Source organism: Cryobacterium sp. Hb1 (assembly GCF_004403585.1).
In the GTDB taxonomy this organism is placed as follows: Bacteria; Actinomycetota; Actinomycetes; order Actinomycetales; family Microbacteriaceae; genus Cryobacterium; species Cryobacterium lyxosi.
The window spans coordinates 90,924-114,167 of sequence record NZ_SOHI01000017.1 but is presented as its reverse complement, the minus strand read 5'-3'; the positions used below and the strand labels follow the sequence as shown (position 1 = coordinate 114,167).

23 protein-coding genes are annotated in these 23,244 nt (G+C 65.7%); 12 read left to right on the top strand and 11 right to left on the bottom strand.

Annotated elements, in window-relative coordinates:
• Positions 1 to 120 precede the first annotated feature (120 nt).
• The 4 genes from E3T38_RS06515 to E3T38_RS06500 are packed head-to-tail and all read right to left on the bottom strand — an operon-like array spanning position 121 to position 4,604.
• Complete coding sequence (locus E3T38_RS06515; protein ID WP_241984332.1) at positions 121 to 1,158, bottom strand: hypothetical protein; 1,038 nt, start codon at positions 1,156 to 1,158, stop codon at positions 121 to 123.
• Positions 1,159 to 1,169: 11 nt separating this feature from the next.
• Positions 1,170 to 2,549 (bottom strand): sensor histidine kinase, encoded by a 1,380-nt coding sequence (locus E3T38_RS06510; RefSeq protein WP_134547220.1) that lies wholly within the window; start codon positions 2,547 to 2,549, stop codon positions 1,170 to 1,172.
• Positions 2,542 to 3,249 carry a response regulator transcription factor gene (locus tag E3T38_RS06505; RefSeq protein ID WP_134547218.1) on the bottom strand — a complete coding sequence of 236 codons (708 nt, stop codon included), beginning with the start codon at positions 3,247 to 3,249 and terminating at the stop codon, positions 2,542 to 2,544. The genes E3T38_RS06510 and E3T38_RS06505 overlap by 8 nt, the downstream gene beginning before the upstream one ends.
• A 38-nt stretch (positions 3,250 to 3,287) precedes the next feature.
• A complete protein-coding gene (locus E3T38_RS06500; RefSeq protein WP_134547216.1) occupies positions 3,288 to 4,604 on the bottom strand; it encodes a class I SAM-dependent RNA methyltransferase in 1,317 nt (438 codons plus the stop codon).
• Between the two features lie 82 nt (positions 4,605 to 4,686).
• Here E3T38_RS06500 and E3T38_RS06495 point away from each other — a divergent pair, with 82 nt between their 5' ends.
• Entirely contained in the window at positions 4,687 to 5,337 is a 651-nt protein-coding gene (locus E3T38_RS06495) for a nucleoside triphosphate pyrophosphatase (RefSeq protein ID WP_134547214.1), read from the top strand.
• An 85-nt stretch (positions 5,338 to 5,422) separates the two neighbouring features.
• The gene (locus tag E3T38_RS06490; protein WP_134547212.1) at positions 5,423 to 7,195 is read left to right on the top strand and encodes a biotin carboxylase N-terminal domain-containing protein; all 1,773 of its coding nucleotides are present in this window, start codon (positions 5,423 to 5,425) and stop codon (positions 7,193 to 7,195) included.
• A 134-nt stretch (positions 7,196 to 7,329) separates the two neighbouring features.
• On the opposite strand, the gene E3T38_RS06485 is transcribed toward E3T38_RS06490, so the two are convergent.
• Positions 7,330 to 8,766, bottom strand: a complete 1,437-nt coding sequence (locus E3T38_RS06485; RefSeq protein WP_134547210.1) for an NAD(P)H-quinone dehydrogenase — start codon at positions 8,764 to 8,766, stop codon at positions 7,330 to 7,332.
• A gap of 180 nt (positions 8,767 to 8,946) precedes the next feature.
• Between E3T38_RS06485 and E3T38_RS06480 the strand changes: the two genes are divergently transcribed.
• On the top strand, positions 8,947 to 9,780 hold the full coding sequence (locus tag E3T38_RS06480; RefSeq protein ID WP_104196511.1) for a purine-nucleoside phosphorylase: 834 nt from the start codon (positions 8,947 to 8,949) through the stop codon (positions 9,778 to 9,780).
• A 356-nt stretch (positions 9,781 to 10,136) separates the two neighbouring features.
• On the top strand, positions 10,137 to 11,867 hold the full coding sequence (locus tag E3T38_RS06475) for a phospho-sugar mutase (RefSeq protein WP_134547357.1): 1,731 nt from the start codon (positions 10,137 to 10,139) through the stop codon (positions 11,865 to 11,867).
• Positions 11,868 to 12,027: 160 nt separating this feature from the next.
• On the opposite strand, the gene E3T38_RS06470 is transcribed toward E3T38_RS06475, so the two are convergent.
• From E3T38_RS06470 to E3T38_RS06460, 3 genes are read right to left on the bottom strand one after another with little or no spacing between them, the layout of a single operon-like run.
• Positions 12,028 to 12,303 carry a PTS sugar transporter subunit IIB gene (locus E3T38_RS06470; protein ID WP_104196510.1) on the bottom strand — a complete coding sequence of 92 codons (276 nt, stop codon included), beginning with the start codon at positions 12,301 to 12,303 and terminating at the stop codon, positions 12,028 to 12,030.
• On the bottom strand, positions 12,300 to 12,749 hold the full coding sequence (locus E3T38_RS06465; RefSeq protein ID WP_134547208.1) for a PTS sugar transporter subunit IIA: 450 nt from the start codon (positions 12,747 to 12,749) through the stop codon (positions 12,300 to 12,302). The genes E3T38_RS06470 and E3T38_RS06465 overlap by 4 nt, the downstream gene beginning before the upstream one ends.
• Positions 12,750 to 12,807: 58 nt before the next feature.
• Positions 12,808 to 13,926 (bottom strand): adenosine deaminase, encoded by a 1,119-nt coding sequence (locus tag E3T38_RS06460; protein ID WP_134547206.1) that lies wholly within the window; start codon positions 13,924 to 13,926, stop codon positions 12,808 to 12,810.
• A 240-nt stretch (positions 13,927 to 14,166) separates the two neighbouring features.
• Here E3T38_RS06460 and E3T38_RS17295 point away from each other — a divergent pair, with 240 nt between their 5' ends.
• Positions 14,167 to 14,295 (top strand): hypothetical protein, encoded by a 129-nt coding sequence (locus E3T38_RS17295; protein WP_255452730.1) that lies wholly within the window; start codon positions 14,167 to 14,169, stop codon positions 14,293 to 14,295.
• 96 nt (positions 14,296 to 14,391) lie between these two features.
• Complete coding sequence (locus tag E3T38_RS06455) at positions 14,392 to 15,345, top strand: SDR family oxidoreductase (protein ID WP_134547205.1); 954 nt, start codon at positions 14,392 to 14,394, stop codon at positions 15,343 to 15,345.
• Here E3T38_RS06455 and E3T38_RS06450 read toward each other — a convergent pair.
• Both E3T38_RS06450 and E3T38_RS06445 read right to left on the bottom strand, forming a co-directional pair.
• Entirely contained in the window at positions 15,317 to 16,165 is an 849-nt protein-coding gene (locus E3T38_RS06450; protein WP_241984331.1) for an alpha/beta fold hydrolase, read from the bottom strand. The two genes, E3T38_RS06455 and E3T38_RS06450, sit on opposite strands and share 29 nt — an antisense overlap.
• A gap of 24 nt (positions 16,166 to 16,189) precedes the next feature.
• Complete coding sequence (locus E3T38_RS06445; RefSeq protein ID WP_241984330.1) at positions 16,190 to 16,465, bottom strand: hypothetical protein; 276 nt, start codon at positions 16,463 to 16,465, stop codon at positions 16,190 to 16,192.
• 90 nt (positions 16,466 to 16,555) lie between these two features.
• On the opposite strand from E3T38_RS06445, the gene E3T38_RS06440 reads away from it, so the two are divergent.
• From E3T38_RS06440 to E3T38_RS06430, 3 genes are read left to right on the top strand one after another with little or no spacing between them, the layout of a single operon-like run.
• Positions 16,556 to 17,419, top strand: coding sequence for a DUF4349 domain-containing protein (locus tag E3T38_RS06440; RefSeq protein ID WP_134547201.1), 864 nt, complete (start codon positions 16,556 to 16,558; stop codon positions 17,417 to 17,419).
• A 37-nt stretch (positions 17,420 to 17,456) separates the two neighbouring features.
• Positions 17,457 to 18,671 (top strand): acyl-CoA dehydrogenase family protein, encoded by a 1,215-nt coding sequence (locus E3T38_RS06435; RefSeq protein ID WP_174775218.1) that lies wholly within the window; start codon positions 17,457 to 17,459, stop codon positions 18,669 to 18,671.
• On the top strand, positions 18,668 to 20,014 hold the full coding sequence (locus E3T38_RS06430; protein WP_134547199.1) for a threonine/serine exporter ThrE family protein: 1,347 nt from the start codon (positions 18,668 to 18,670) through the stop codon (positions 20,012 to 20,014). The genes E3T38_RS06435 and E3T38_RS06430 overlap by 4 nt, the downstream gene beginning before the upstream one ends.
• Before the next feature lie 46 nt (positions 20,015 to 20,060).
• Here the strand turns inward: E3T38_RS06430 and E3T38_RS06425 are convergent, their stop codons facing one another.
• Positions 20,061 to 20,306 (bottom strand): hypothetical protein, encoded by a 246-nt coding sequence (locus E3T38_RS06425; RefSeq protein WP_134547197.1) that lies wholly within the window; start codon positions 20,304 to 20,306, stop codon positions 20,061 to 20,063.
• A 190-nt stretch (positions 20,307 to 20,496) separates the two neighbouring features.
• Between E3T38_RS06425 and E3T38_RS17290 the strand changes: the two genes are divergently transcribed.
• The 3 genes from E3T38_RS17290 to E3T38_RS06415 all read left to right on the top strand — a co-directional run bounded on the left by E3T38_RS17290 (position 20,497) and on the right by E3T38_RS06415 (position 22,933).
• Positions 20,497 to 20,619, top strand: coding sequence for a hypothetical protein (locus E3T38_RS17290; RefSeq protein ID WP_255408738.1), 123 nt, complete (start codon positions 20,497 to 20,499; stop codon positions 20,617 to 20,619).
• 85 nt (positions 20,620 to 20,704) lie between these two features.
• Positions 20,705 to 21,574: a metal-dependent hydrolase gene (locus E3T38_RS06420; RefSeq protein WP_134547196.1), complete on the top strand. Its 870-nt coding sequence runs from the start codon at positions 20,705 to 20,707 to the stop codon at positions 21,572 to 21,574.
• A 135-nt stretch (positions 21,575 to 21,709) separates the two neighbouring features.
• Positions 21,710 to 22,933 (top strand): acyl-CoA dehydrogenase family protein, encoded by a 1,224-nt coding sequence (locus E3T38_RS06415; protein ID WP_134547194.1) that lies wholly within the window; start codon positions 21,710 to 21,712, stop codon positions 22,931 to 22,933.
• Positions 22,934 to 23,244 lie beyond the last annotated feature (311 nt).

The window sequence follows — 23,244 nt, the reverse complement described above, 5'->3', positions numbered from 1 at the left end:
GCGAATGTGTTGGGGGCGGGAACGGATGGCATTCGGGTTGTCGTCCTTTCTCGAATAATCGAAAGGGGATCAGCTTCGGCTGATCCCCTTTCGCGTATGCGTCGCCTGACGCCGTCAGCCTCAGTCGGAAACGACGCGCGCGACCTTCCGGGGAATTTCTATCCACAGGTCTACTTCTTCTTCACCGGACGAGTCCGGTCCGAGGGCGCTCACGGCCGGGTCAGGGCTGCTCAGGCCCACCACGGTGACCGCGATGGTCACGCTGTCGGCAGATGTGCGAGCAATGATCCTGTCGGCCGTGGTGCCGCCGATGGCGGTTGCCAGGGTGTTGAGCACGATCTCCAGGGGGGATCCGCTGAGATCGTCTATCCCGCCTTCATCGAGCAGGGTGACGCTCGCACCGCGTCGACGGGCGGCCATGACCTGTTCGCGCACGGCGTTGTTCAGCAGACGCCGCCCACGGATTTCGTCGCGTATTGCTGCTTCGAGTAGTCGGCACTCCTGCCGGTCGTCCTCACTGAGATCGCCATCGCTTTCGCTGATGCGCCGCAGCATGGGCATGGCCAGTCGCATGGTTTGGGTCAACCGTACCTGGCGCTCATAGAGGTGGGCCTCCTGAGCGGCATGCCATCCGCTCGCCTCCCGCTCGGCCCTTCCATACTGGCGGGCATCCCGGTTGGCCTTCACGAGTGCTCTCGACAGCAGCGCGGCCGCGACAACCCAGACCACGCTGCCGATGACGCCCAGGTGCCCCAGCTCGCCAACACCGGCCCAGACGACACTGTGCAGCACGAGCGTGCCGACACCCAGCAGGGCCAGCTGCGGGCGTTTGCGGGCAGCAGTGATCGTCATGAGGGTGCCGATCGCGGCCACGTACCAGGTGGCATACCCGAGCGTGCCGGAGGATCCGTCGAGCTGGCTGCCCACGATCAGCGGAATGGCCACCGAAACACCCACGTTGAACAGGGCCAGCGGCAGCGACATACGCATGGAGCTGGTGGTGCAGAGACTCGCGACCGTCGCCACGACATACAGGCTCATCGCCGCCAAAATCGGCGTTGCCGACGCCGGCTGGTCGAGCGAATACACGCCGAGCAGCACATGGTAGCCGGAGAAGAAAGCGGCCACGATGAGCGCCAGGGTGCGAGAAACAACCACGGAACCGGCCATCATCGGGTGCCCGCGTCTCGCCCGGACAACGAGCCCTTCGCCTCGGCCGACTGGTCACCGCTCACCTGGTTTGGCGCGTCGGGCCGCGGCCAGGTGAGGGTGATAGTCGTGCCGTGGCCCAGGCTCGTGCGCAGAACGGCTACGCCACCGGCGGTGGCCACTCGGTCATGGATCGACACGCGCAGCCCCAGACGGCCGCTGGCGACGCTGGAAACGTCGAAACCGCAGCCGGTGTCGCTAATGCAGATGATGCATCCGCTCTGGTCGTCACCGCCCACCGTGACGGTGCGCGATTGTGCGGGGCCCGCGTGCTGCACGCTGTTGACCATGGCCTGCACGCTGGCCGAGTAGAGAGCCTCCGCGGCGTGCTCGGGAAGAGTGAGGCCGGCCACGCACAGCTCGGTCACGGTGAACATTCCGGTCGCCATCGCGGCGGAACGAATGCGCGCCGCCAGCTGGCTGACGCTGACCGCGGCATCATCAACGTTTCGTTCTCCGCTGGCCACCTGCAAGCGGATGATGGCGCTGCGCGCCATAGCGGCGGCCAACTCGGCTCCCTTGGCATTGCGCACGCCTGCCGCCGAGAGCAGCGTCGCAAGCACACTGTCGTGCACGATGGAGTCGACCTCAACCCGTTCCACCTCAGTAGCGTGATGTCGCACCGCTACGGCGTATTTGGCGAGTGCGTTGGACTGGGCAGTATCGACCCGTGCTGTGGCCTGGCGCAGTACGTAGATGATGATGAGCACCGTTCCGCCGAGCAGCATGGCGTAGAAAGTGTCGAGCACGGCGACCAAGTTCTCGGCCTCGCCACCGGAGGGCAGTACCCGCAGGAGCCCAAAGGTGGCCGGAGTAATCACGGTGTAGACGACCGCCCACGCCAAGGGCAGTGCAATTGCCGCGCACGAGGTGGCGACACCGCAGAGGTACCAGAGCCACGGTTTACTCTCGAGCACCGCGGTGGGATCGATCATGAGTGGCGGCCATACAAAAAGTGCGGCAAGGTACACGGCCGCTACTGCGCCCGCAGCGGTACGGATGCCCTCCCGGGTCAGCGTCGCAGTGACGAAGATCACAATCACGAGTGCCAGAACGATCGCAATGGGCACGGCCGCCGAAGCTTTGCGGCTGTCCAGTTGCTCGAGCATGACCGGCAGGGTCTGCAGGGCGAAGATCACGGCGACGGCGGCCACCGACCGCGACAGCACAATTTCGATCTGGGCGCGGCTGATCGGGTTGCGCGGCTGCCGCGCGCGGTCGAACAGGCTGCCGTCGGCTTGGAATCCGTCGTCACCGACCTCGGTGAACGGTTTAGTTGCCGTGAAGACCAGGGCACCCTGGCGGTTCTGGTCGCCCTCGCGGGCGGCCCGTTTAGACACCGCGGTCAGCTTCGGTGGCGTCGAGCCCGGGCAGGATTCCGTCTTCGACGGCGCGACGCAGCAGGTCGACCTTGGTCGGCGCGGGACGCCCGACCTCGACATACTTCACCCGAATGCGGTCGAGGTATTCGCGGGCGGTGGAGTGCGCAATACCGAGCTGCATGGCGACCATCTTGAGCGGCAGTCCCGAGGCATAGAGGTGCAGCACGTCGCGTTCGCGGCGGCCGAGCTGCGCCTTGGCGAAGTCGCGGTCGGCGTCGATGGCGCTGGCCCACTCGAGGTTGTTGAGCACATCACCTCGGGCGACGGATGCGACGGCCGCCATGACGGTGGTGGTCGGGGACGACTTGGGAATGACTCCGGCAGCGCCGGCAGCAAGGGCTTCTCGCACCGAAGCGACGCGGTCGGCAATGCTGTGTACGAGCACAGCGGAGCCGGTGGTCGCCACCAGGTGCACGTTGTCGGTGACGAGCGACCCGTCGCCGAGCGAGAGGTCGAGCACGATCACGTCGCAGGTGCGCCCGGCGAGACCGTCGACGAGTCCCTGAGCGGTTGCTGAAGCGAACAAGACTTCGTAGCCGGCGTTCTCGCAGGCGGCTTGCAAGCCCAGTCGCACCGACTCATGGTCGTCGACAATTCCGACCCGAACGGGCGCATCGGGGGGGATGGATGGTGCGGATTCAGTAGCTGCGTGGCTCACGGTAGGGCTGCCTTTGGTTTGTCTGGTGTCAACGATAGCTATTTGCAGAGCAGTGCGACGGCCTCGACGTGGTGGGTATTGGGAAACAGGTCGAAAGCACGCAGGTTCTTCAATTCATACCCCTGCGTCCGAAACAGCGCCACGTCACGGGCGAGAGCCACGGGGTCACAGGCTACATAAACGATTTGTTGTGGTGCGAGGGCGACCAGCTGGTCGACGACGGCTTTGCCGGCGCCGGAGCGCGGCGGGTCGAGCACCACCGTCGCGGCGGCGAGACGGGCCCGTTCGGAGGCATCCGCCTCGCGCAGCAGTCGTTGCAGAAAACGGTCGACCCGTTCGGCTTCGGCGGTCGCGCCGGCCCATTCCTTGAGGTTGCGAGCGGCGAAAGCGACCGCTTCGGGGTCGCTCTCTACCGAGGTGATGCGGGTCGTCGGACCAAATTTATCGCCGACGGCCGCGGCAAGCAGGCCAACACCGCCGTACAGGTCGAGGTTGGAGGCGCGCGGGTCGAACATGGCGGGGTCGATGATGTTCTGCACCGCGTGGTACAGGGTGTCGGCGGCCATCGAGTGCACCTGCCAGAAGCCCGAGCGGTCCAATTCGAACTCGCGGTCGGCGACGATCTCGTGAATCAGACCGTGCGGCACTCGCTTGGGCTTACCGTTCATATCTTTGGCGGAGACGAGCACCTGCACGTCGCCCTTGCTCGGCGCGACCAGGTCGACTGTCGCCGCGTTGTGGAACAGGGTGTCGAGCGGGGCGCGCAGTTCGAGCTCGTGCTCGGCGAGCGGCAGATCATCGACGGGGATGACGCGGTGGCTGCGGGCTGCGTACGGGCCGATGGTTCCGTCTGCGGCCACGTGCAGACTGACTCTGGTGCGCCATCCGGTGCCGTCCATCGCGTCGCCGGGGCTGGCCTTCGCGCTGACCGCGACCGGCTCCACGACGACATCAGTACTGATCCCGGCCATGCGTTGCAAGGCATCGGAGAGCACCAGGCGCTTGAGTTCGCGTTGAAAGCCGAGCTCGATATGGCCGAATTCGGCGCCGCCGGCGCGGTCTTCGGGGGCGCGATCGACGGATGCCGCACTCCAGATGTGCGGCTGACGTTCGGGGGCTTCGTCGAGGACGGTGACCGTTTCGGCGCGCCAGAAGCTCTTGTGATTGGCCTCGGTGAGGCGGGCGCGCACCCGTTCGCCGGGAAGGGTGTCGCTGACGAAAATCACGCGACCCTCGTGGCGGGCGATGAAGATTCCCCCGTGGGCGACGTTGGTGATATTCAGTTCAAGCTCGTCGCCGACACTCGCCGAGGATGTCGGCTCAAAGGCCTGGGGCTGGTGACTCGTGTTGCTCATCTAATGATGATCCCACACCCCCTCGCCGACTGTCCCTCCTGGCCTGCTTGAATAGACGCTCACCCTTCGTTGAAAGGACCGCATGCGCCTCTACCTGGCTTCCACGTCTCCGGCCCGCCTCGCCCTACTGCGCGCGGCCGGCATCGAACCCGTACTGATCAACCCCGACGTCGATGAGGCTCGGGTCGTCGCCGAAACCGAGGCCGCAGTGGGCTCGGCTCTGGAGCCGCGAGTGCTCGTGGAACTGCTGGCGCGCACGAAAGCGGAAGCGGCCGTATCCGCTTCGCTGCAGAAGCCGCTGACCGGGCTGTTGCTGGGCGGCGACTCGGTGTTCGTGCTCGACGGCGTCATCTACGGCAAGCCACACACCGCTGCGGCTGCGCGGGAACGCTGGGAGCGCCAGCGCGGGCGCACGGGAACGCTGTATTCAGGGCACTGGCTGATCGAGGTCGTCGACGGCGTGCCTGGCCGGGCGATCGGCGCGGCCGCGGTGGCCGAGGTGACCTTTGCCGACGACCTCGACGACGCCGAGCTCGACGCCTATATCGCCACCGGGGAGCCTTTATTCGTGGCAGGCGCATTCACCATTGACAGCCTCGGCGCTCCCTTCATCACGAGCATCGTCGGCGATCCATCCACCGTGGTGGGATTGTCGCTTCCGACGCTGCGGCGGCTGGTGCGCACTCTGGGGCACGAGTGGCCGACCCTGTGGAATCGCCCCGGAGCACTGTAATTGTAGGCATCCACAATAATCTGCCGGGTCTTTTTGTGGGACAGAACCAAAAGGGATGCGACGGCGGGCAATAGGCTAAGTGATTGTGTCACTCATAACGAAGGTCCTCATCGCCAACCGAGGCGAGATCGCCGTTCGGGTCATGCGTGCCGCGAAAGACAGTGGAATTCTCTCTGTCGCCGTCTACGCCGACCAGGATCGCGACTCTCTTCATGCCCGCCTGGCGGATGAGGCATACGGTCTCGACGGCACCACCAGCGCCGAAACGTACCTGGTCATCGACAAGATCCTCTCGATCGCCCGGCGTTCCGGCGCCGACGCCGTGCACCCCGGCTACGGCTTTCTGGCCGAGAATGCCGACTTCGCCCGCGCCGTGATCGGCGCCGGCCTGACCTGGATCGGGCCCTCTCCCGAAGCGATCGAGCAGCTCGGCGACAAGGTCTCGGCCCGCAAAATTGCCGAAAAGGTCAACGCCCCCATGGCGCCGGGCACATTGAACCCCTGCAGCGACGCGGCCGAGGTACTCGCCTTCGTTGACGTGCACGGCCTGCCCGTGGCGATCAAAGCTGCCTTCGGTGGTGGCGGGCGCGGCCTCAAGGTGGCCCGCACCCGCGACGAGGTCGCCGAGATGTTTGATTCAGCCACCCGGGAGGCCATCACGGCCTTTGGTCGCGGCGAATGCTTCGTCGAGAAGTACCTTGATTCCCCCCGCCACGTCGAGACCCAATGCCTGGCCGACATGCACGGCAACGTCGTCGTCGTGTCGACCCGCGACTGCTCGCTACAACGCCGGCACCAGAAGCTCGTCGAAGAAGCTCCGGCCCCGTTTCTCACCGATGCGCAGCGCGACGAGATGTACCGCGCTTCCAAGGCCATCCTCAAGGAGGTCGGCTACGTCGGTGCCGGCACCTGCGAGTTTCTCATCGGCCAGGACGGAACGGTGTCGTTCCTCGAAGTCAACACCCGCCTGCAGGTTGAGCACACGGTCTCCGAAGAGGTCACCGGCATCGACCTGGTGCGCGAGCAGTTTCGCCTCGCCGAGGGTGGCGAGCTCACCTACGGTGACCCCGTCGCATCCGCTCACTCGTTTGAATTTCGTATCAACGGAGAGGATGCCGGCCGCGGCTTTCTGCCAGCGCCCGGCCCGGTACACGTGTTCAAGCCCGCGGGCGGTCCCGGCGTGCGCGTCGACACCGGCGTGCAGTCTGGTGACGTGATCAGCGGATCGTTCGACTCACTTTTGGCCAAGCTCATTGTCACCGGCGCGACCCGCGAGGAAGCCCTCGAGCGTTCGCGCCGGGCCCTCGACGAGTTCGAGGTGGCCGGCCTGCCCACCGTGCTGCCCTTTCACCGCAAGGTCGTGCGCGACCCTGCCTTTGCGCCGACCGATGGCAAGCCGTTCACCGTCTTCACCCGCTGGATCGAGACCGAGTTCGAGAACGACATCGAACCGTGGAGCGGCAGCATGGAAGACGCCGTCGGCCAGCAGAAACGCCACAGCATCGTCGTCGAGGTGGAGGGGCGGCGCATTGAGGTCACCCTGCCCACGCGACTGTTACCCGGCGGTGCAAGCGCCCGCTCGGTCGGCCCAGCCCCGAGGCGTCGCGGCGGCCTGCACTCCGTCGACACCGCCACCGGAGACGCCGTCACGGCGCCGATGCAGGCGACCATCATCAAGCTGCTCGTTGCCGAAGGTGACACCGTGGTCAAGGGAGACCTGCTGCTCGTACTCGAGGCCATGAAAATGGAGCAGCCGCTCGTTGCCCACCGTGACGGCACAGTCGGCAACGTCGCCGCTATCGTCGGCGAAACGGTCTCCTCCGGCAGCGTTCTGCTCACGGTCTCCGACGCCGCCTAGTTTTCGCCGACGGCGCCTAGTTTTCGCCGTCGGCTGCGGGTTTTCGACAGCCGGCGCATGCGTCGTCGACGAGGTTGGGGGCAGGGCATCCGCTCCCACGGCCCACCTCGAAAACTAACCGATGAAGTCCAGAGCTAGAGGACGATGTGCATGGCGCGCGCCGCATCCGTTATGGACCCGGTCAGGGAGGGATAGACCGGGAAGGTGCGTGCAACTTCGTCGACGGTGAGCCGGTGCTCGACGGCCAGTGCGAGCGGAAAGATGAGTTCGCTGGCCTTGGGGGCGACGATGACGCCCCCGATGACCGTGCCGCTGCCGGTGCGGGCGAACAGCTTCACGAAGCCGTCCTTGATTCCCATCATTTTGGCCCGCGGGTTTTGCGAGAGCGGCAGCTTGTAGATCTCACCCTGGGCGAGCCCGTCTTCGATCTGCTTCTGGGTGTAGCCGACGGTGGCGATTTCGGGCTGGGTGAAGATGTTCGCGGCAACGTTGCGAATCTCGATCGGATTGACGGTGTCCCCCATGGCGTGGAACACCGCGGTGCGGCCCATCATCGACGCCACAGATGCCAGCGGAATCTCGGTCGTGCAGTCGCCGGCTGCGTAGATGTTCGGAATCGAGGTGCGCGCGACCCGGTTGACCTGAATGTGTCCAGAGTCGGTAATCTGCACGCCGGCCTGCTCAAGGCCGATGTTGGCGGTGTTCGGAATGGAGCCGACGGCGATAAGGCAGTGGCTGCCTTCGACCGTGCGTCCGTCTTCGAGCATGGCGACGACGCCGGTCTCGGTGCGCTCGACCGAGGAGGCCCTCGACTTGGAGAGCACGATCATGCCGTTACGCTTGAAGACGTTTTCGATGACGTTGGCGGCGTCGGCGTCTTCTCCGGGCAGAACCTGATCACGGCTGGAGATGAGAGTGACCTTCGCGCCGAGGGCACGGTAGGCCGAGGCGAACTCGGCGCCGGTGACGCCAGAGCCGACCACGATGAGGTGTTCGGGAATGGCTTTGAGGTTGTAGAGCTGGGTCCAGGTGAGGATGCGCTCACCGTCGGGTAGCGCTGACGCGAGCACGCGGGGGCTGGCGCCCACAGAGACGACGACAGTGTCGGCATCGATGCGGTCGAAGTCGGTGGCCGTTGAGTCGCCGGAGGTGGCGACGACGATGCCGGTGGTGCCATCGAGACGGCCGTGGCCCTGAACATAGCGCACGCCGGCACGAATGAGGGTGGCCTTCATGTCTTCGGACTGCTGGCGGGCGAGGGCGAGCAGTCGTTTATTCACGGCGGCCAGGTTGATGGCCACCTCGGGGCGCAGGGGCTTGCCGGTTTCGCCGCGCACGAAGAACTGCACACCGAGGTCGGTCGCCTCGCCGATCGAATTCGAGGCCTCGGCCGTGGCAATAAGGGACTTGGAAGGGACGACATCCGTTATCACGGCGGAACCGCCGACTCCGACGCTCTCGATGAGAGTGACGTCGGCACCCTGTTGTGCTCCGGCGATGGCCGCTTCGTATCCGCCGGGCCCACCGCCCAATACTGCGATGCGTTGCTTGCGTTCGAACTCGTAGGCCATGTACGTATTCTCTCAAGGCGTGCAGTTCCCTCCAAACCGGTTCATCGACCCCACAGTCCGCGTGACCGCCGAAAAGAGCGAAATTGAGCCGAATATTCGTCTTGGCGCCCGTTCGGCGCGCCGATGAGCAGAATTCGCTCAGAATCTCCGTGCCCGAGGCGGGGGTTCTAGAGTAGTCAAATGTTCACGAACGAGATCAACCCGTTAGACCTGCCCGAAACAGATCCGTTTGAGGCAGCACAGTCGGCCGCCGCGGAGATCGCCGGCATCACGGGGGTTCCCCGACACGACATCGCTCTCACGCTCGGCAGCGGCTGGGCCAGGGCCGCCGACCTGATCGGCGAGACCACCCACACGGTGGCCGCCGCAGACATCACCGGGTTCAGCGCTCCCGCCCTGGCCGGCCATGCCGGCACCCTGCGCTCCATTCTTCTTCCCAGCGGCAAGCGAGCCCTCGTGATCGGTGCCCGCACGCACTATTACGAGGGCCACGGTGTACGCCGAGTCGTGCACAGCGTGCGCACGGCGGCGGCGACCGGAGCGACGACGATGATTTTGACCAACGGGGCCGGCGGCATCCGTGAATCGTGGACGCCGGGTACCCCGGTGCTCATCAGCGACCACATCAACCTGACTTTTGATTCTCCGGTCGAGGGCGCGAACTTTGTCGACTTGACCGACCTGTACTCGAAGCGGCTTCGCGATCTCGCCCGCAGCATCGACCCGACGCTCGACGAGGGCGTGTACTGCCAGTTTCGCGGGCCGCACTACGAGACCCCGGCCGAAGTGCAGATGGCCAAGGCGATCGGCGGTCACATCGTGGGTATGTCGACCGCGCTCGAGGCCATCGCGGCCCGGCAAGCCGGAATGGAGGTGCTCGGCCTCTCGCTCATCACCAACCTCGCCGCCGGCATTCAGAAGACCCCGCTCAGCCACGGCGAAGTCATCGAGGCTGGCGCGCTGGCCGAACCGGTGATCAGCGCACTCCTCGCCCGGATCGTGGCCGCGCTGTGACGGGCTCCGACCGCCCCGACGCTGGCCATCCCGATAACAAGGACAAACGGCCGACCGAGCGCACCGGCGGCCGCCATTCCGGCCCGCCAGCGGATGCCGCGCCGCAGGTCACGCCGCCACCCACCCCGGATGCCGCGCCGGCGGTTCTCGACGCGGACACAGCCGATGAGTTGCGCACTCCGACCCGCGCCCTGCCGATCACGCACAACCCCGACGACACCTCCGAACCCACGGTCGCCATTTCGACGATCACGTCTGACAGCGACGACTCCGGCTTCGAACCGACCGTGGCCATTTCGACGATCACGTCTGACAGCGCCGCCAACGATGACGCTGACGAGCTTGCGACTGCGCCCGTGGCACACGAGACACCCGAGACCTCGACCGATCGCACCGGTGCGCTGCTGCAGGCCGCACGGGCCTGGCTGAACCAGGATCCCGACCCGGAAACGCAGGCGCAACTTCGCGTCCTGATCAATGCCGTCGACGACGGCGATACCACGGCCCTGTCCAATCTGCACTCGCGCTTCGATACCCGGCTCGCATTCGGCACGGCCGGGCTGCGCGGTGAGATTTCCGCCGGACCGAACCGCATGAACCGCGTGCTGGTCTCGCAGGCGGCGGCCGGCCTCGCGACCTACCTGCGTCGGCGTGCTGCTTCTGGCGTCACGCCGTCGGTGGTCATCGGCTACGACGGACGCAAGAACTCACAGGTCTTCGCGACCGACACAGCGGCGATCATGGCTGGAGCGGGGGTGCGCGCCATCCTCTTGCCTCGTCTGCTCCCGACACCCGTACTCGCCTTCGCGGTACGGCACCTCGACGCGAGCTGCGGCGTGATGGTAACCGCCTCGCATAATCCTGCGAACGATAACGGCTACAAGGTCTACCTGGGCGGCGCGAACAATGGCGCGCAGATCGTCTCCCCCGACGACTTGGCCATCTCGACCGAGATTCTGCGCGTTGCCGCCGACGAACACGTTCTGCACCTGCCGCGCGGCAGCTATGAAACCGCCGAGGAAGACGTCGTGCACGCCTACATCGCGGCGACGGCCGGCCTCGCCCACAGGCCCCGCGCGCAGGTCAACGCGGTGTACACCGCGATGCACGGCGTGGGTTGGGACACCACGCGTCGGGTGTTGGAAAAGGCCGGATTCGATCTGCCGACCCTCGTCGATGCCCAGATCGCACCGGACGCCGCTTTTCCAACCGTCGCCTTTCCGAATCCGGAAGAACCCGGAGCGCTGGACCTGGCCTACGAGAGCGCGCGCGAGGTGGGCGCTGAGCTCATCATCGCCAATGATCCGGATGCCGACCGCCTCGCCGTGGCCATCCCCGACCTGTCCAGTGCGAGCGGGTACCGCCGGCTCAGCGGCAATGAGGTCGGCGCGATTCTCGGTTGGCGGGCGGCCGCCATGGCTCCGGCGAACGATCCCGACGCTTTGCCCACCGTCGATGCCGGCACCCTGGCCTGCTCGATCGTGTCGTCACCGGCACTGCATGCGGTCGCGGATGCCTACGGCCTGCGCTTCACAGAAACCCTCACCGGCTTCAAATGGGTGTCGCGGGTGCCCAACCTGGTTTACGGGTACGAAGAAGCGCTCGGCTATCTGGTCAACCCGGGTACCATCCGCGATAAGGATGGTATCTCGGCCGCAGTGGCGCTGCTTTCGCTGGTGAGCGATCTCAAGTCGGAGGGAACGACCCTCGCCGGCTATCTCGACTCGTTCAGCGAGAAGTTCGGGTACTTCGCCTCCGGACAAATCTCCGTGCGGGTCTCTGAACTCTCGACGATCGCCCTGGTCATGACGCGCCTGCGGGAATCCCCCCCCACCCACGTCGGCCGTATTCGGGTCGATGAAATCGACGATTTTCGGTGGGGGCTGGGCGAACTGCCGCCGAGCGACGTGTTGCGCATCCGCTTGACCGACGGGTCACGCGTGATGGTGCGCCCGAGTGGAACCGAGCCAAAACTCAAGGTGTACATCGATACCCGCTGCACGGTCGGCACTCTGGTGGAGCGCCGTTCTGCCGCGCAGGCCGCCCTCGACGAGCTCGATCGGGGCATGCGGGCGCTGATCGCCTAGGGGCGGGCCTCCGGTGCGGCGTGGGAAGATCCGCTCGCCGGGCCCACCTTTTGACCGTGCGCCCAGTTTATAAGCTGGGCCCGCGGACGGGGCCCGGGCCCCGTCCGCGACAGCGGTGGGGCTGGAACCCGGGGCGTGGGCGAGCGCGGAACGCGGGGTTCTAGGAACCCAGAGCGATGTCGAGCTTGACGACCAGTTCGTCGACATCGAAGTAGTTGTTGATGACGATGACGTCGGCGTTGGTCTTGCCGATCGCGTCGACGAGCTCAGACGAGGTCAAAATGACCTGGGCGTCGGCCGCGGCGGCGCGCACGCCGGCGACATCGGTAGCCAGCACACTCGCATCGATGTCGAGGCGTTCGAGCGCGCGCTCCGTATTGACTTTGAGAATGGCGGAGGTTCCCAGGCCGATACCGCACATCACGACGATCTTCATGAGGCAGTCCGCTCGAACACGCTCTGCACGAACTCGGCGTTGGTGGCGCCGGCCAGGGCCGGAATCACCGTCGGGTCATTGAACACGTTGGCGAGTTCGGCGACGAACTGCAGGTGGTCGTCGGCACCGGCAACGGCCAGGCCCACGATCACGCTGACCGGGTCGTTGTGGGGGTGCCCGAAGGCGACCGGCTCGACGAGGGTGACGACGCAGAGTCCGTCCGTGAGAACATCCGCTCCCGGGCGGGCGTGCGCGAGTGCCAGGCCGGGCGCGATCACGATGTAGGCACCGAATTCGCGAATCACCTCGATCATGCGCTCGGTATAAGCGGATGTGGCGGCGCCGGAACGCACGAGGGCGTCACCGGCCGCCGTGATGGCGGCCGGCCAGTCGTCGGCGTGCGCACCGATGGTGATGGCGTCAAGCGGGAGATGCGGCAGTGACATGATTCCTTCGGTTCTGCGGGGTAGTGCTTGGTGCGCTGGCGCTTTGGATCAGCCAGCGTCAGGCGTCGCCGAAGCCAGCTTCGATGGCCTCGACCAACTCTTCACGGTCTTCCAACGGCAGGAATGCCGCGTGGGCTGCGTTGAGCTGGAAGATCTCGAGATCGCCGACGTCGTAGCCGAAGGCATCGGCAAGCAGGGCCAGTTCCTGGGTGAGGGTGGTGTCGCTCATCAGACGGTTGTCGGTGTTGACGGTGACCTTGAAACCAAGCTGGTAGAGCAAGTCGAACGGGTGGTCGAAGAGTTCCTCGCCCCAGGCGGCGACCGCCCCGGTCTGCAGGTTCGACGAAGGGCTCAGTTCGAGCGTGATCTCGCGGTCGCGCACCCACTGGGCCACCGGGCCGAGGGTGACGAAGGTGTTGTCGTCGTCCTGGCGTTCGATGGTGACGTCTTCGGCGAGTCGCACGCCGTGGCCGAGGCGCAACGCACGGCCGTCGAATAGGGCACTGCGAATGCTGTCCAGGCCGTCGGCCTCGCCAGCGTGCACGGTGACCGGCATGAATTCGCGGGCGAGCAGGTCAAACGCTGCGCGGTGGTTGCCGGCCGGAAAGCCGGCTTCTGCGCCGGCGATGTCAAAGCCGACAACGCCGTCGAAACGGTAGCGCACGGCGAGTTCGGCGATCTCGAGGCCGCGGTTCGCGTGGCGCATGGCGGTGATGAGCTGGCCGATGCGAATGCTGCGGCCCGACTCTTCGACGTTCTCGATGCCGGCTTCGATGCCGTCCTGCACGGCTTCGACGACCTCGTTGAGGGTGAGGCCGCGGGCCAGGTGCTGCTCGGGAGCCCAGCGCACCTCACCGTAGATGACGCCATCGTCGGCGAGATCTTCGACGAATTCGCGGGCGACTCGGCTGAGTCCCTCGCGGGTCTGCATGACCGCGGTCGTGACGTCGAAGGTCTTGAGGTATTCCACGAGCGAACCCGCGTTGGACTGGTCGGAGAACCATTCACCGAGCGCGCTGGCATCCGTTGTCGGAAGCACGAATCCGATGGAGTCGGCCAGTTCGATGATGGACTGCGGGCGCAGGCCACCGTCGAGGTGGTCGTGCAGCGAAACCTTGGGCAGGGTGTTTATGCTCGTGCCGCCGCCGGGCATGAGGAATTCCTCGATCACAGTCATACGAACAAGCTCCTCGTTACGGGGGCGGCTGTGAACTACAACCGCGCGCTCAGCTTATCGGAGCGGCTCTGGGCGGACCATGAGAAACGCGGCCAGCGGATGCCGCCCCTCGCGTCAACCCCCTGCGGCCAGGCCGGGCCCACCTTCTGGCCGTGGGCCCAGTTTGTAGGCTGGGCCCAGGGTCACAAGGTGGGCCCGGCCCCGTAAGCGCGAGTAATACGCGTGGATCTAACCTGAACTGTGCCCACCACAATCATTCTCGACTGCGACCACGAAGCCGCGCGCATCGTGGTCAACGAGAAGTTCGGGGCGCCCATCGTCGATGCCCTCGGGCGCGTCGGCGACCCGCCGCAGCACTCGCCCACCTGACCGCGCAGCCGTGAATCCGCCTCAGGCCCTTAGCCGCCGCGTGACTTCCACCCTCCAAACGGGGTTGGATGGAGTTCTACGATAAACGGGAGCCCCATGACCACGCGCGCGAAGCACCTCCCCGACATCCAGATTCCCGACCTGCACGGCAAGCTTGCCGTCGTCACGGGCGCCAACAGCGGCCTCGGATTCGGCCTCACCGGCCGCCTCGCCCGCGCGGGCGCCGAGGTCATCCTCGCCGTGCGCAACGAGGAGAAGGGTACAGCGGCCGTGAAACGCATTCGTGAGCAGACCCCGGAGGCGAGCGTCAGCATCCGTCGTCTCGATCTGGCTTCGCTGTCGAGCATCGCCAAATTCGGTACGGAGCTCACGAAGGAAGGGCGCCCGATCGATATTCTGCTCAACAACGCCGGCATCATGATGCCACCGGTGCGCGACGAGACCGAAGACGGCTTCGAGCTGCAATTCGGCACCAACCACCTCGGCCATTTCGCGCTCACCGCCCACCTGCTGCCGCTGCTGCGCGCCGCCACAACGAGCCGGGTCGTGAGTCTTTCAAGCCTGATCGCCCGTGCCGGACACCTCGATTTCGACGACCTGCACGGCTTGCGCTACCGGCCGCACCGCGCCTACGCGCTCTCCAAGCTCGCCACGCTCGTGTTCGCGCGCGAACTCAACCGGCGCAGCGTCGTCGGCGGCTGGGGTCTACGTAGCATCGCCGCGCACCCGGGTGCAACCGTCACGAACCTGCAGATCACCGGACCCACCCACAAGGGAGCCTCGGCCCGGGTCTTCCTCGCCGTCAACGAGGCCACCCACCACATCGGCTGGATCTGGCAGCAGGTCGACCAGGGCATCCTGCCGGCGCTCTACGCGGCGACGAGCTCGGCAGCGGCCGGCGGCGGCTACTACGGTCCCGGTGGATTCGGCGAACTCACCGGCGCCCCCGCGCCCGCCAGGCTGCCCCCGCGCTCGCTCGACGAAGCGGATGCCCGCCGTCTCTGGTCGCTGTCCGAGGAACTCACCGGCGCCACCTTCCCGGCCGTGTAGTTTCGCTGTCGATGACCTTCACGAGCACCCGCGCCAGGCGCTTCCGAATGATGTGGTCGTTGGCCTCCACGCGGTGCATGGTGACGTGGCGCATCCGCTCGATAATGGTCATGCTGCCCTGCGCGATGAAGGCGTCGAACGCTCCGTAGATCACGTCGACCGGCACCGTCAGGCTCGCGATGTCGCTCACCACGGTCTGCGATTCGATACAGTGCTCCATCGATTTGATGAAGGGGGTCCAGGTCTTCTCGGTGAGTTCGAAAATACCCTTGGGTAGCAGGCGCGACATGATCGCGGCGTTGGCGAGCGTGAATTCCTTGTTGGCGCGCAGAAAATCGTAGGCCCGCAGATACGCGCTGACCCGCGCCCTGACCCGCGAATCGCCGATGTCGCTCGGTGAGACGTAGACCGGCGGCCCGACCAAGACCACGCGTGATACCGTGCCGCGACCGGCCAGACGCCGCCAGAATGTCGCGACACGGCCGTGTCGCTCCATTGCCGCGTAGCGTGTGCTGATCAGGCTGCCCAGCGAGTGGCCGACGAGCACGAACGGCTCGCGCAACTTCAGGGAGCGGATGGTCGCGGCCAAGGCACCGACATGATCCTCCAGTCGATATTGGCAACCGATCGGTGCCGGCGACTGACCGAAGCCCAGAATATCCACGGCAATCACTCGATGGTTCGGCGTCAGCAGCGGAATCACCTCGTAGAAGGTGATCGAAGACGATGCGATGCCGTGCACCAGGAGGACGACCGGGCCGGTGCCGGCATCCGTTGCTACGTGCAAAAGTGGCGGGCAGGACCGACGCGTCGCGCGCATCCGTTCCGCCCACCACGACATGCGCTACGTATCGTCGCGCAGCGTGGCCTTCAGGTCGTTTTTAGCCTCGGTCGCGTCACGCTCGGCTTCAGCATGCTTCACGTCGCCCTCGGCCTGCTTCACCTTGGCATTGGCTTTAGTCTCGTCGACCTTGTCATCGATGCGGTCCTTGGCGTCGTCCACTGCCCGACCGATTTTCTTGCCGGTGGCATCGAGTGCATCCTTGGCATTGTCTACGAATCCCATGTTGTCCTCCTGATCGTGTGAGCGGTCGCGTTGAACCGCGTATTCCAAGACCATACTTCGGGGGCTGGGCGCCGAGTCCCAATTGTGATCCGACTCCCAGACTGCCCCCAGACAGTGCCCCCACAACGCTCGGTACGGTGAGATATGAGACGAACTTGGGGTGTCATCGCGGTTCTTCTGACGGCCGTGTTGCTGGCGGGGTGCACGGCGAACAGCGGCAGTTCCGTGACCACGGACTCGTCGGGAAGTATCTCCAGCGGGGCTGTTCCCGCTGAGGGTGACAAGGCGGGCGACGGAAGCCTGGTCACCGGCACCACCGGCGCTGTGAAGACCACGAACCGCGACGTCATCACCACCGGATCCATGTCGATCACGGCCACCGACCCGGTCGCGGCAAGCGAAACCGCCGTCACCCTTACCGAACAGGCCGGCGGACGGGTCGACAGCCGCAGCGAAAACCCGGCCACCGACATCCAGCCGGCCAGCGCGCACCTCACCCTGCGCATTCCGTCCGACGAACTCGACCGCACCCTGGCCGATCTGAAGAAGCTCGGCACCCTCAACTTCGTGACACTCACCGCCGAGGATGTGACGCAGCAAAGCCAGGACCTCGACGCCCGCATCACCGCGCTGACCACCTCGGTCGACCGACTGCTCGCGCTGATGGCCTCCGCCACTACGACAGCAGACCTGATCAGCATCGAGAGTGCGCTGTCGAACCGGCAGGGTGAACTGGAAAGCCTGCGGTCCCAGCGCGACTTCCTCGCTGACCAAATCGACTACTCGACCCTGCAACTCGACCTGGTCTCGGAGGGTACCGTCGCCGCGGGCGGCCCCGACAACTTCTGGACCGGTATCACCGCCGGCTGGAGCGCCCTCGTCGCAGCCCTCGGCGGCCTGCTGATCGGCCTCGGAGTGGCCCTGCCCTGGCTCGTCGTGCTGGCGATTTTTGGGGCAATTGTGTTGCTTATCGTGCGGTTGTTCGCACGCCGGCGCAAGGCTGCATAGGCTTGACTATGTGACCGAGTTCCTCCCTGCGCCAGCCCTGCTCGAAACGCCTCCGGCAGCGCCCGTTTCCCTACCCACAAGCGACCAAAACGAGCCGTTGCTCTCTGACCAGATCCTGGCGGGCATCCGTTCGCGAGCTGCCGGTTATGACCGGGCCAACACGTTCTTCTCCGACGACCTCGAGGAGCTCGTCGCCGCCGGTTACCTGCGTGCCCTCGTGCCGATTCGGTTCGGCGGACTCGGTCGAACCCTGCAGCAGACTGCTCGCGCGCAGACCCAGCTCGCCGCGCATGCCCCGGCCACCGCTCTCGGGGTGAACATGCACCTGATCTGGACGGGAGTCGCCGCGAGCCTCTACGCGCAGGGCGATCACTCGCTCGATTTTCTGCTCGAGGAGGCCGGCCGCGGCGAGATCTTCGCCTTCGGCGTGAGCGAACCCGGCAACGACCTCGTTCTCTTCGGCTCGACGACGGATGCCATCCCCGAGCCAGACGGCGGCTACCGGTTCACCGGCACCAAGGTTTTCACCTCTCTCTCCCCGGCCTGGACCCGGCTCGGCACCCTGGGCCTCGATTCTTCCAACCCGGGCGACCCTGCAATCGTCTGGGCGTTTCTCGATCGAGCGGATGCCGGCATCCACTCGAAAGACGACTGGGATACCCTCGGCATGCGCGCCAGCCAGAGCCAGAGCACTGTGCTGGAGGGCGCGCGCGCCCGCCCCGACCGGGTCGTGCGCAAGCTGCCGGTCGGCCCGAACGGCGACCCGCTCGTGGCCGGAATTTTCGCCAACTTTGAAATTCTGCTCAGTGCGGTGTACACCGGTATCGGCCAGCGGGCGCTCGAGCTCGCAGCCCTGGGCGCGCACCGACGTACATCGCGCAAGAACGATGGGCGCACGCACGCACAGGATCCGGTGGCACGCTGGCGGGTGGGCGAGCTCGTCATCGCGATGGACGGCATCTACCCGCAGATCGACGCCCTCGCTCGCGCGGTCGACGAGCAGACCTGGCAGGTCGGTCCGGCCTGGTTCGCCCAGCTGTCCGGGCTCAAATATCGGGCCACCCAGAACGCCAAGTTTGTCGTCGATACCGCAGTGCAGGTCGCGGGCGGCTCCGCCTTCAACGCAGGCTCCGAACTCGCGCGGCTCTACCGCGACGTGCTCGCGGGTCTCTTCCACCCCTCCGACGCGGACTCCGCGCACGCGACCGCCGCCGCATCCGTTTTGGGACCCCTCGATGTGCGCACCTCATGAGTTTTAGCAAAACCACCGCCATCTCGCTCGACCACTCCGGCTACACCCGGGCAGTACTCGATCTCACCATGCGTCTCGCCGAGGTCATCTTCACCGCCGGTGCCGGTGCCGAAGATGCGACCGCCGCCATGATCGCGCTGACCCGCGCGTACGGGCTCAAGGGCACCGACGCCAATATCACGCACACAACCATCACGCTCACGCAGGAAGATGCGTTGACGCACGAGTCGATCATTCGCAGCCGCAATGTGAAGTACCGCACGCTCGACTATTCCAAGCTCACCGCGACGTCGGAACTGATCGCGGACATCATCGAGAAGCCAATCGAAGTCGCCGAAGCCCGAAAAATTCTGGCGACGATCGTGAGCTCCAAGCCGCAGGTACCCAAGCAGTGGCGCCGCATCGGCTGGAGCCTCGTCGGAGCGGGCGCCGCCGTGCTCATCGGCGCCGGCCCGACCGTGATCATCGCCGCATTCGTGGCCACCTGGATCATCGACTGGATCACCTCGGTACTCGACCACCGCCAGGTTCCTCTGTTCTATCAGACCGTCGTCGGGGGCGCGATCGGCCCGATCGTCGCCGCGATCGTGCGGCTGATCGATCCCACAGCGAACCCCTCGCTCGTAGTCGTAGCGACCATCATCATGCTCCTGGCCGGAGTGACAACCTTCGGCGCCGTGCATGACACCCTGTCGGGGTTTTATCTCACCGGCACCGCCCGAATGGTGGAGGCCTTGCTCATCACGGCCGGACTGGTCACCGGAGTCTCCGGTTCCGCGCTGTTCCTGGCTCGCTTCGGACTGTTGCTCCAGATCGATTCGAACCCGATCGTGACGCTCGCTGTCTTGCCGGTTCTGCTCGTGGCAGCGATCGTGATCGTGATCGGGTTTGCCCTCGCCGTGCAGGTACCGTGGCGTGCGTTCTGGGTGGTCTGTGTGCTCGGCGCCCTCGCCGAATTCTTGTTCGTCGCGGCCTTAGCCGGTGGATTCGGCCTGGTTGGCTCATCGGCGGCGAGCGCCCTCGGCGTCGGGCTGTTGGCCGCTGTCACCGCCCGCATCGTGCGTACCCCGCCGCTGGTCATCATGGTGACGGCTCTCGTGCCGCTGGTGCCCGGACTCACCCTGTTTCGCGGTCTGCTCATGCTCTCAGAAGGCGACATCAACGGGCTGCTTTCGCTCCTCACGGCGGCGGGTATCGCCATGGCCCTGGCGGCCGGCGCCCTGCTGTCGCAGTACATCGTGCAGATCGTGTGGGGCCCGGCACGCCGGCTGCAGCGCCGCTTCGTCGGGCCGCTCATGGCCCTGCCGGTGCGGCTCGGTCGGGACTCCACCAAGCGCATCTAACGCGTTGCGGCATCCGCTTTCCCAGCGGATACCGCAACGCCGCCGATCAGTTGGGAACGTCGGCTTCGCCGCCTGCTTCAGCGACGTCTTCCTCAACGAAACGGTACGGGATGGGCTCATCAGTTTCGCGCCCGCGCTTGTAGGTGCGGGTGATCGTTTCGGTGTCCTCGATCTCCTCGAGCACGATCACGTCCTGGTGTTGCCCGTCGATATATTCCAGCTCCACCTCTGTTCCGGCGGCGATCGGGTTCGGTCCAAAGAGTACTGCCCGGTAGGTGGCGCTATGGCTCATGACGGTGACCTTTCAACGAGGTGAGGGTTTCGTAGAGCGTCAGCATACGACACACCGGCAGTGGGTGCACAGGGCTCCGGCCGAGTTGACCGGTTCTCACGCGACGCTCGCACGGTGAGATGACGTTTGCAGAAAATCCGCGTATTCTCAAGGTGACGGGGCCCCACGGCTCGGCGCGAAGGAGTACACAATGGCTGATAAATCACCGAAAAAGGATGCGACCAAGAAGGTTGCCGACAAGTCCCTCAAGGAAAAGAGGGCCGACAAGAAGGCGAAGTCTGAAGAGACCGCTTCCCGGGCCCGCAAGAGCTAGGTTTCAACCAGCGCACGGGGTGCCGCCACGATCGTGGCGGCATCCTCTTTCTGTGCTGTCCGCATCCGCTTGAACAGGAGCAGTCATGACCCTGCCCACCGAAGACACCCGCGTGCTCTACCCGAGCGGCGCCATCGACACGCAGGCGACAGTGTTGCACTCCGAGCCGCTCGGCGACGGACGCTTCGCCGTTTTGCTCGACGCGACCTGCGTGCATCCAGTCGATGCGGGCTGGCCCGACCAGGGGCCCGATCTGGCGCTGCTGCACCACGGCGCGGCCTTCTGGCCGGTCGAGGACTGCATCGTGGGAGCCACCGACGGGTCGGCACTCTACATCGGCGACGACATTCCGGTGGCTAAGGGAACACCCGGTTGGGCCTTCGTCGTGGTGCACGTGGTCGACGCGACCGGATTGAACGCCGGCGACTCCGTCACCGTCGAGGTGGACGACGGCCTGCGCGATGCCACGAGCGCCGGGCACACCAGTTGCCACCTGGCTTCGCTCGCCCTCAACGACGCCCTCGCTGGCCGCTGGAAGAAGGAGGTACGCACCGACGCCCTCGGCGCCCCCGACTTCGACGGGCTCGCCATCGACGAGTCGTTGATCGGGCCGAACGCCTCCGTCGACACCTATCGCCTCGGCAAGTCTTTGCGCAAGAAGGGATTCTCGGTCGACGGTCTCGCCGAAGCGCTCGCCTCGGTTGAAGCGACCGTCAACGCGACCCTCGCCGGGTGGGTGGGAACGAAGGCCGAGGTGCGCATCGACCGCGACGGATATCTCTTGACCGACCGCCGCTATTGGGTCTGCGAGCTGCCCGACGCGAGCGTGCGCATCCCGTGCGGCGGCACCCACGTGACCTCGCTCGGCACGCTCGACGCCGTGACCGTGACGCTCTCCCTGCACGACCTGAATGGCACCGACATGCTCACCATGAACACGTCCGCCACGCGCTAGCTTCGCGCATTCGGGGCAATCTGGGGGGTCATCAGCGCCTGAGGGGTAGCACTATGCACGGTGTTCAGGCGAGTGATTGCGCAATTCCTCCCATCGGCGCAGAATTCAGGGGTACCAGGTCAGAGAGGACCCGCCATGAGCACCGTCATTGACAGCCCCGAGGTCGGCAGCGCCGCAGCGGATGCGACCACCCCCGAGTTCTTCACCGGTTCCACGAACGACTTCTTCTCCTACGAAGATCTGCTCACCCCCGAGGAGCGGCAGCTCGTAGCCGAGGCCCGAGAGGTGTTCGAGCGTGACGTGCGCCCGGTCGTAGCAGAACACTGGAACAACGCGACTTTTCCGTTCGAGATCATCCCCGCGCTCACCGCCCTGAACTTGGTTGAACTCTGCGCGCGCGGTAACAACTTTCTGCTGCACGGCTTCATGACCCTCGAGCTCTCGCGAGTGGATGCTTCGATCTCCACCTTCGTCGGTGTGCACAGCGGCTTGTTCGCGGCGGCCATCGCCCAGCTGGGCACCGATGACCAGCGCGAACGATACCTGGACGACGCCATCTCCCTACGCAAGATCGGTGCGTTCGCGCTCACCGAACCGGAGCACGGCTCCGACGTCTCCCGCAATATGGAAACGACTGCGACCCGGTTTGGCGACTTGTGGACCCTGAACGGCGTCAAACGCTGGATCGGCAGCGGAACCTTCGCCGCCAACGTGCTGGTCTGGGCGCGTGACACCGCCGACGACCAGATCAAGGGTTTCATCGTCAGCGCGTCCCTGGACGGGTTCACGGCCGAAAAGATCGAAAACAAGATCGCGCTGCGCATCGTGCAGAACGCCACGATCACCCTGGACCACGTCGTGGTCGCCGAACGTGACCGCCTGCCGGGAGCCACCAGCTTTCGCGACACCAACCGGCTGCTCACCAACTCCCGGGTCTGGGTGGGCTGGCAGACCGTCGGACTGCAGTTCGCGACCTACGACTATGCGCTGCGTTACGCCCTGGAACGCCAGCAGTTCGGCAAGCCGATCGCGTCGTTCCAGCTCGTGCAGGAAAAACTCGTGCGCATTCTGGAGAACGCGACGACCTCGCTCGGCACGATGGTGCGCATCGCCCAGCTACAGCAGGCCGGCACGCTGCGGCCCGAACACGCCGCGATGGCCAAGGCCTCCGCCAGCGCTCGCATGCGGGAGTCCGTGGCGCTTGGCCGCTCGGTGCTCGGCGGCAACGGAATCTCCACCTCCTGGGGCATGGCCCGCGTCTTCGCCGACGCCGAAGCGCTTTACACCTACGAGGGCAGCTACGAAATCAACACCCTCGTCGTCGGCCGCGCCATCACGGGCATCTCCGCGTTCCAATAACGCGTGAGCTCGGCCATCCGTTCGCCGAGCCGTGACTTTCTCGCCAGTCGTGGCGGGCAGGGTCACGCGGGCAGGGTCACGCGGGCAGGGTCACGCGGGCAGGGTCACGNCGCGGGCAGGGTCACGCGGGCAGGGTCACGCGGGCAGGGTCACGCGGGCAGGGTCACGCGGGCAGGGTCACGCGGGCAGGGTCACGCGGGCAGGGTCACGCGGTGAGCATAACTCCTGCAATTTGCACGCTCGACAGAATTGCACTGCCAATTCACGCGGAAGTCTGCACAGGGTCTTTGAAATTGCAGGAGTTATACTCC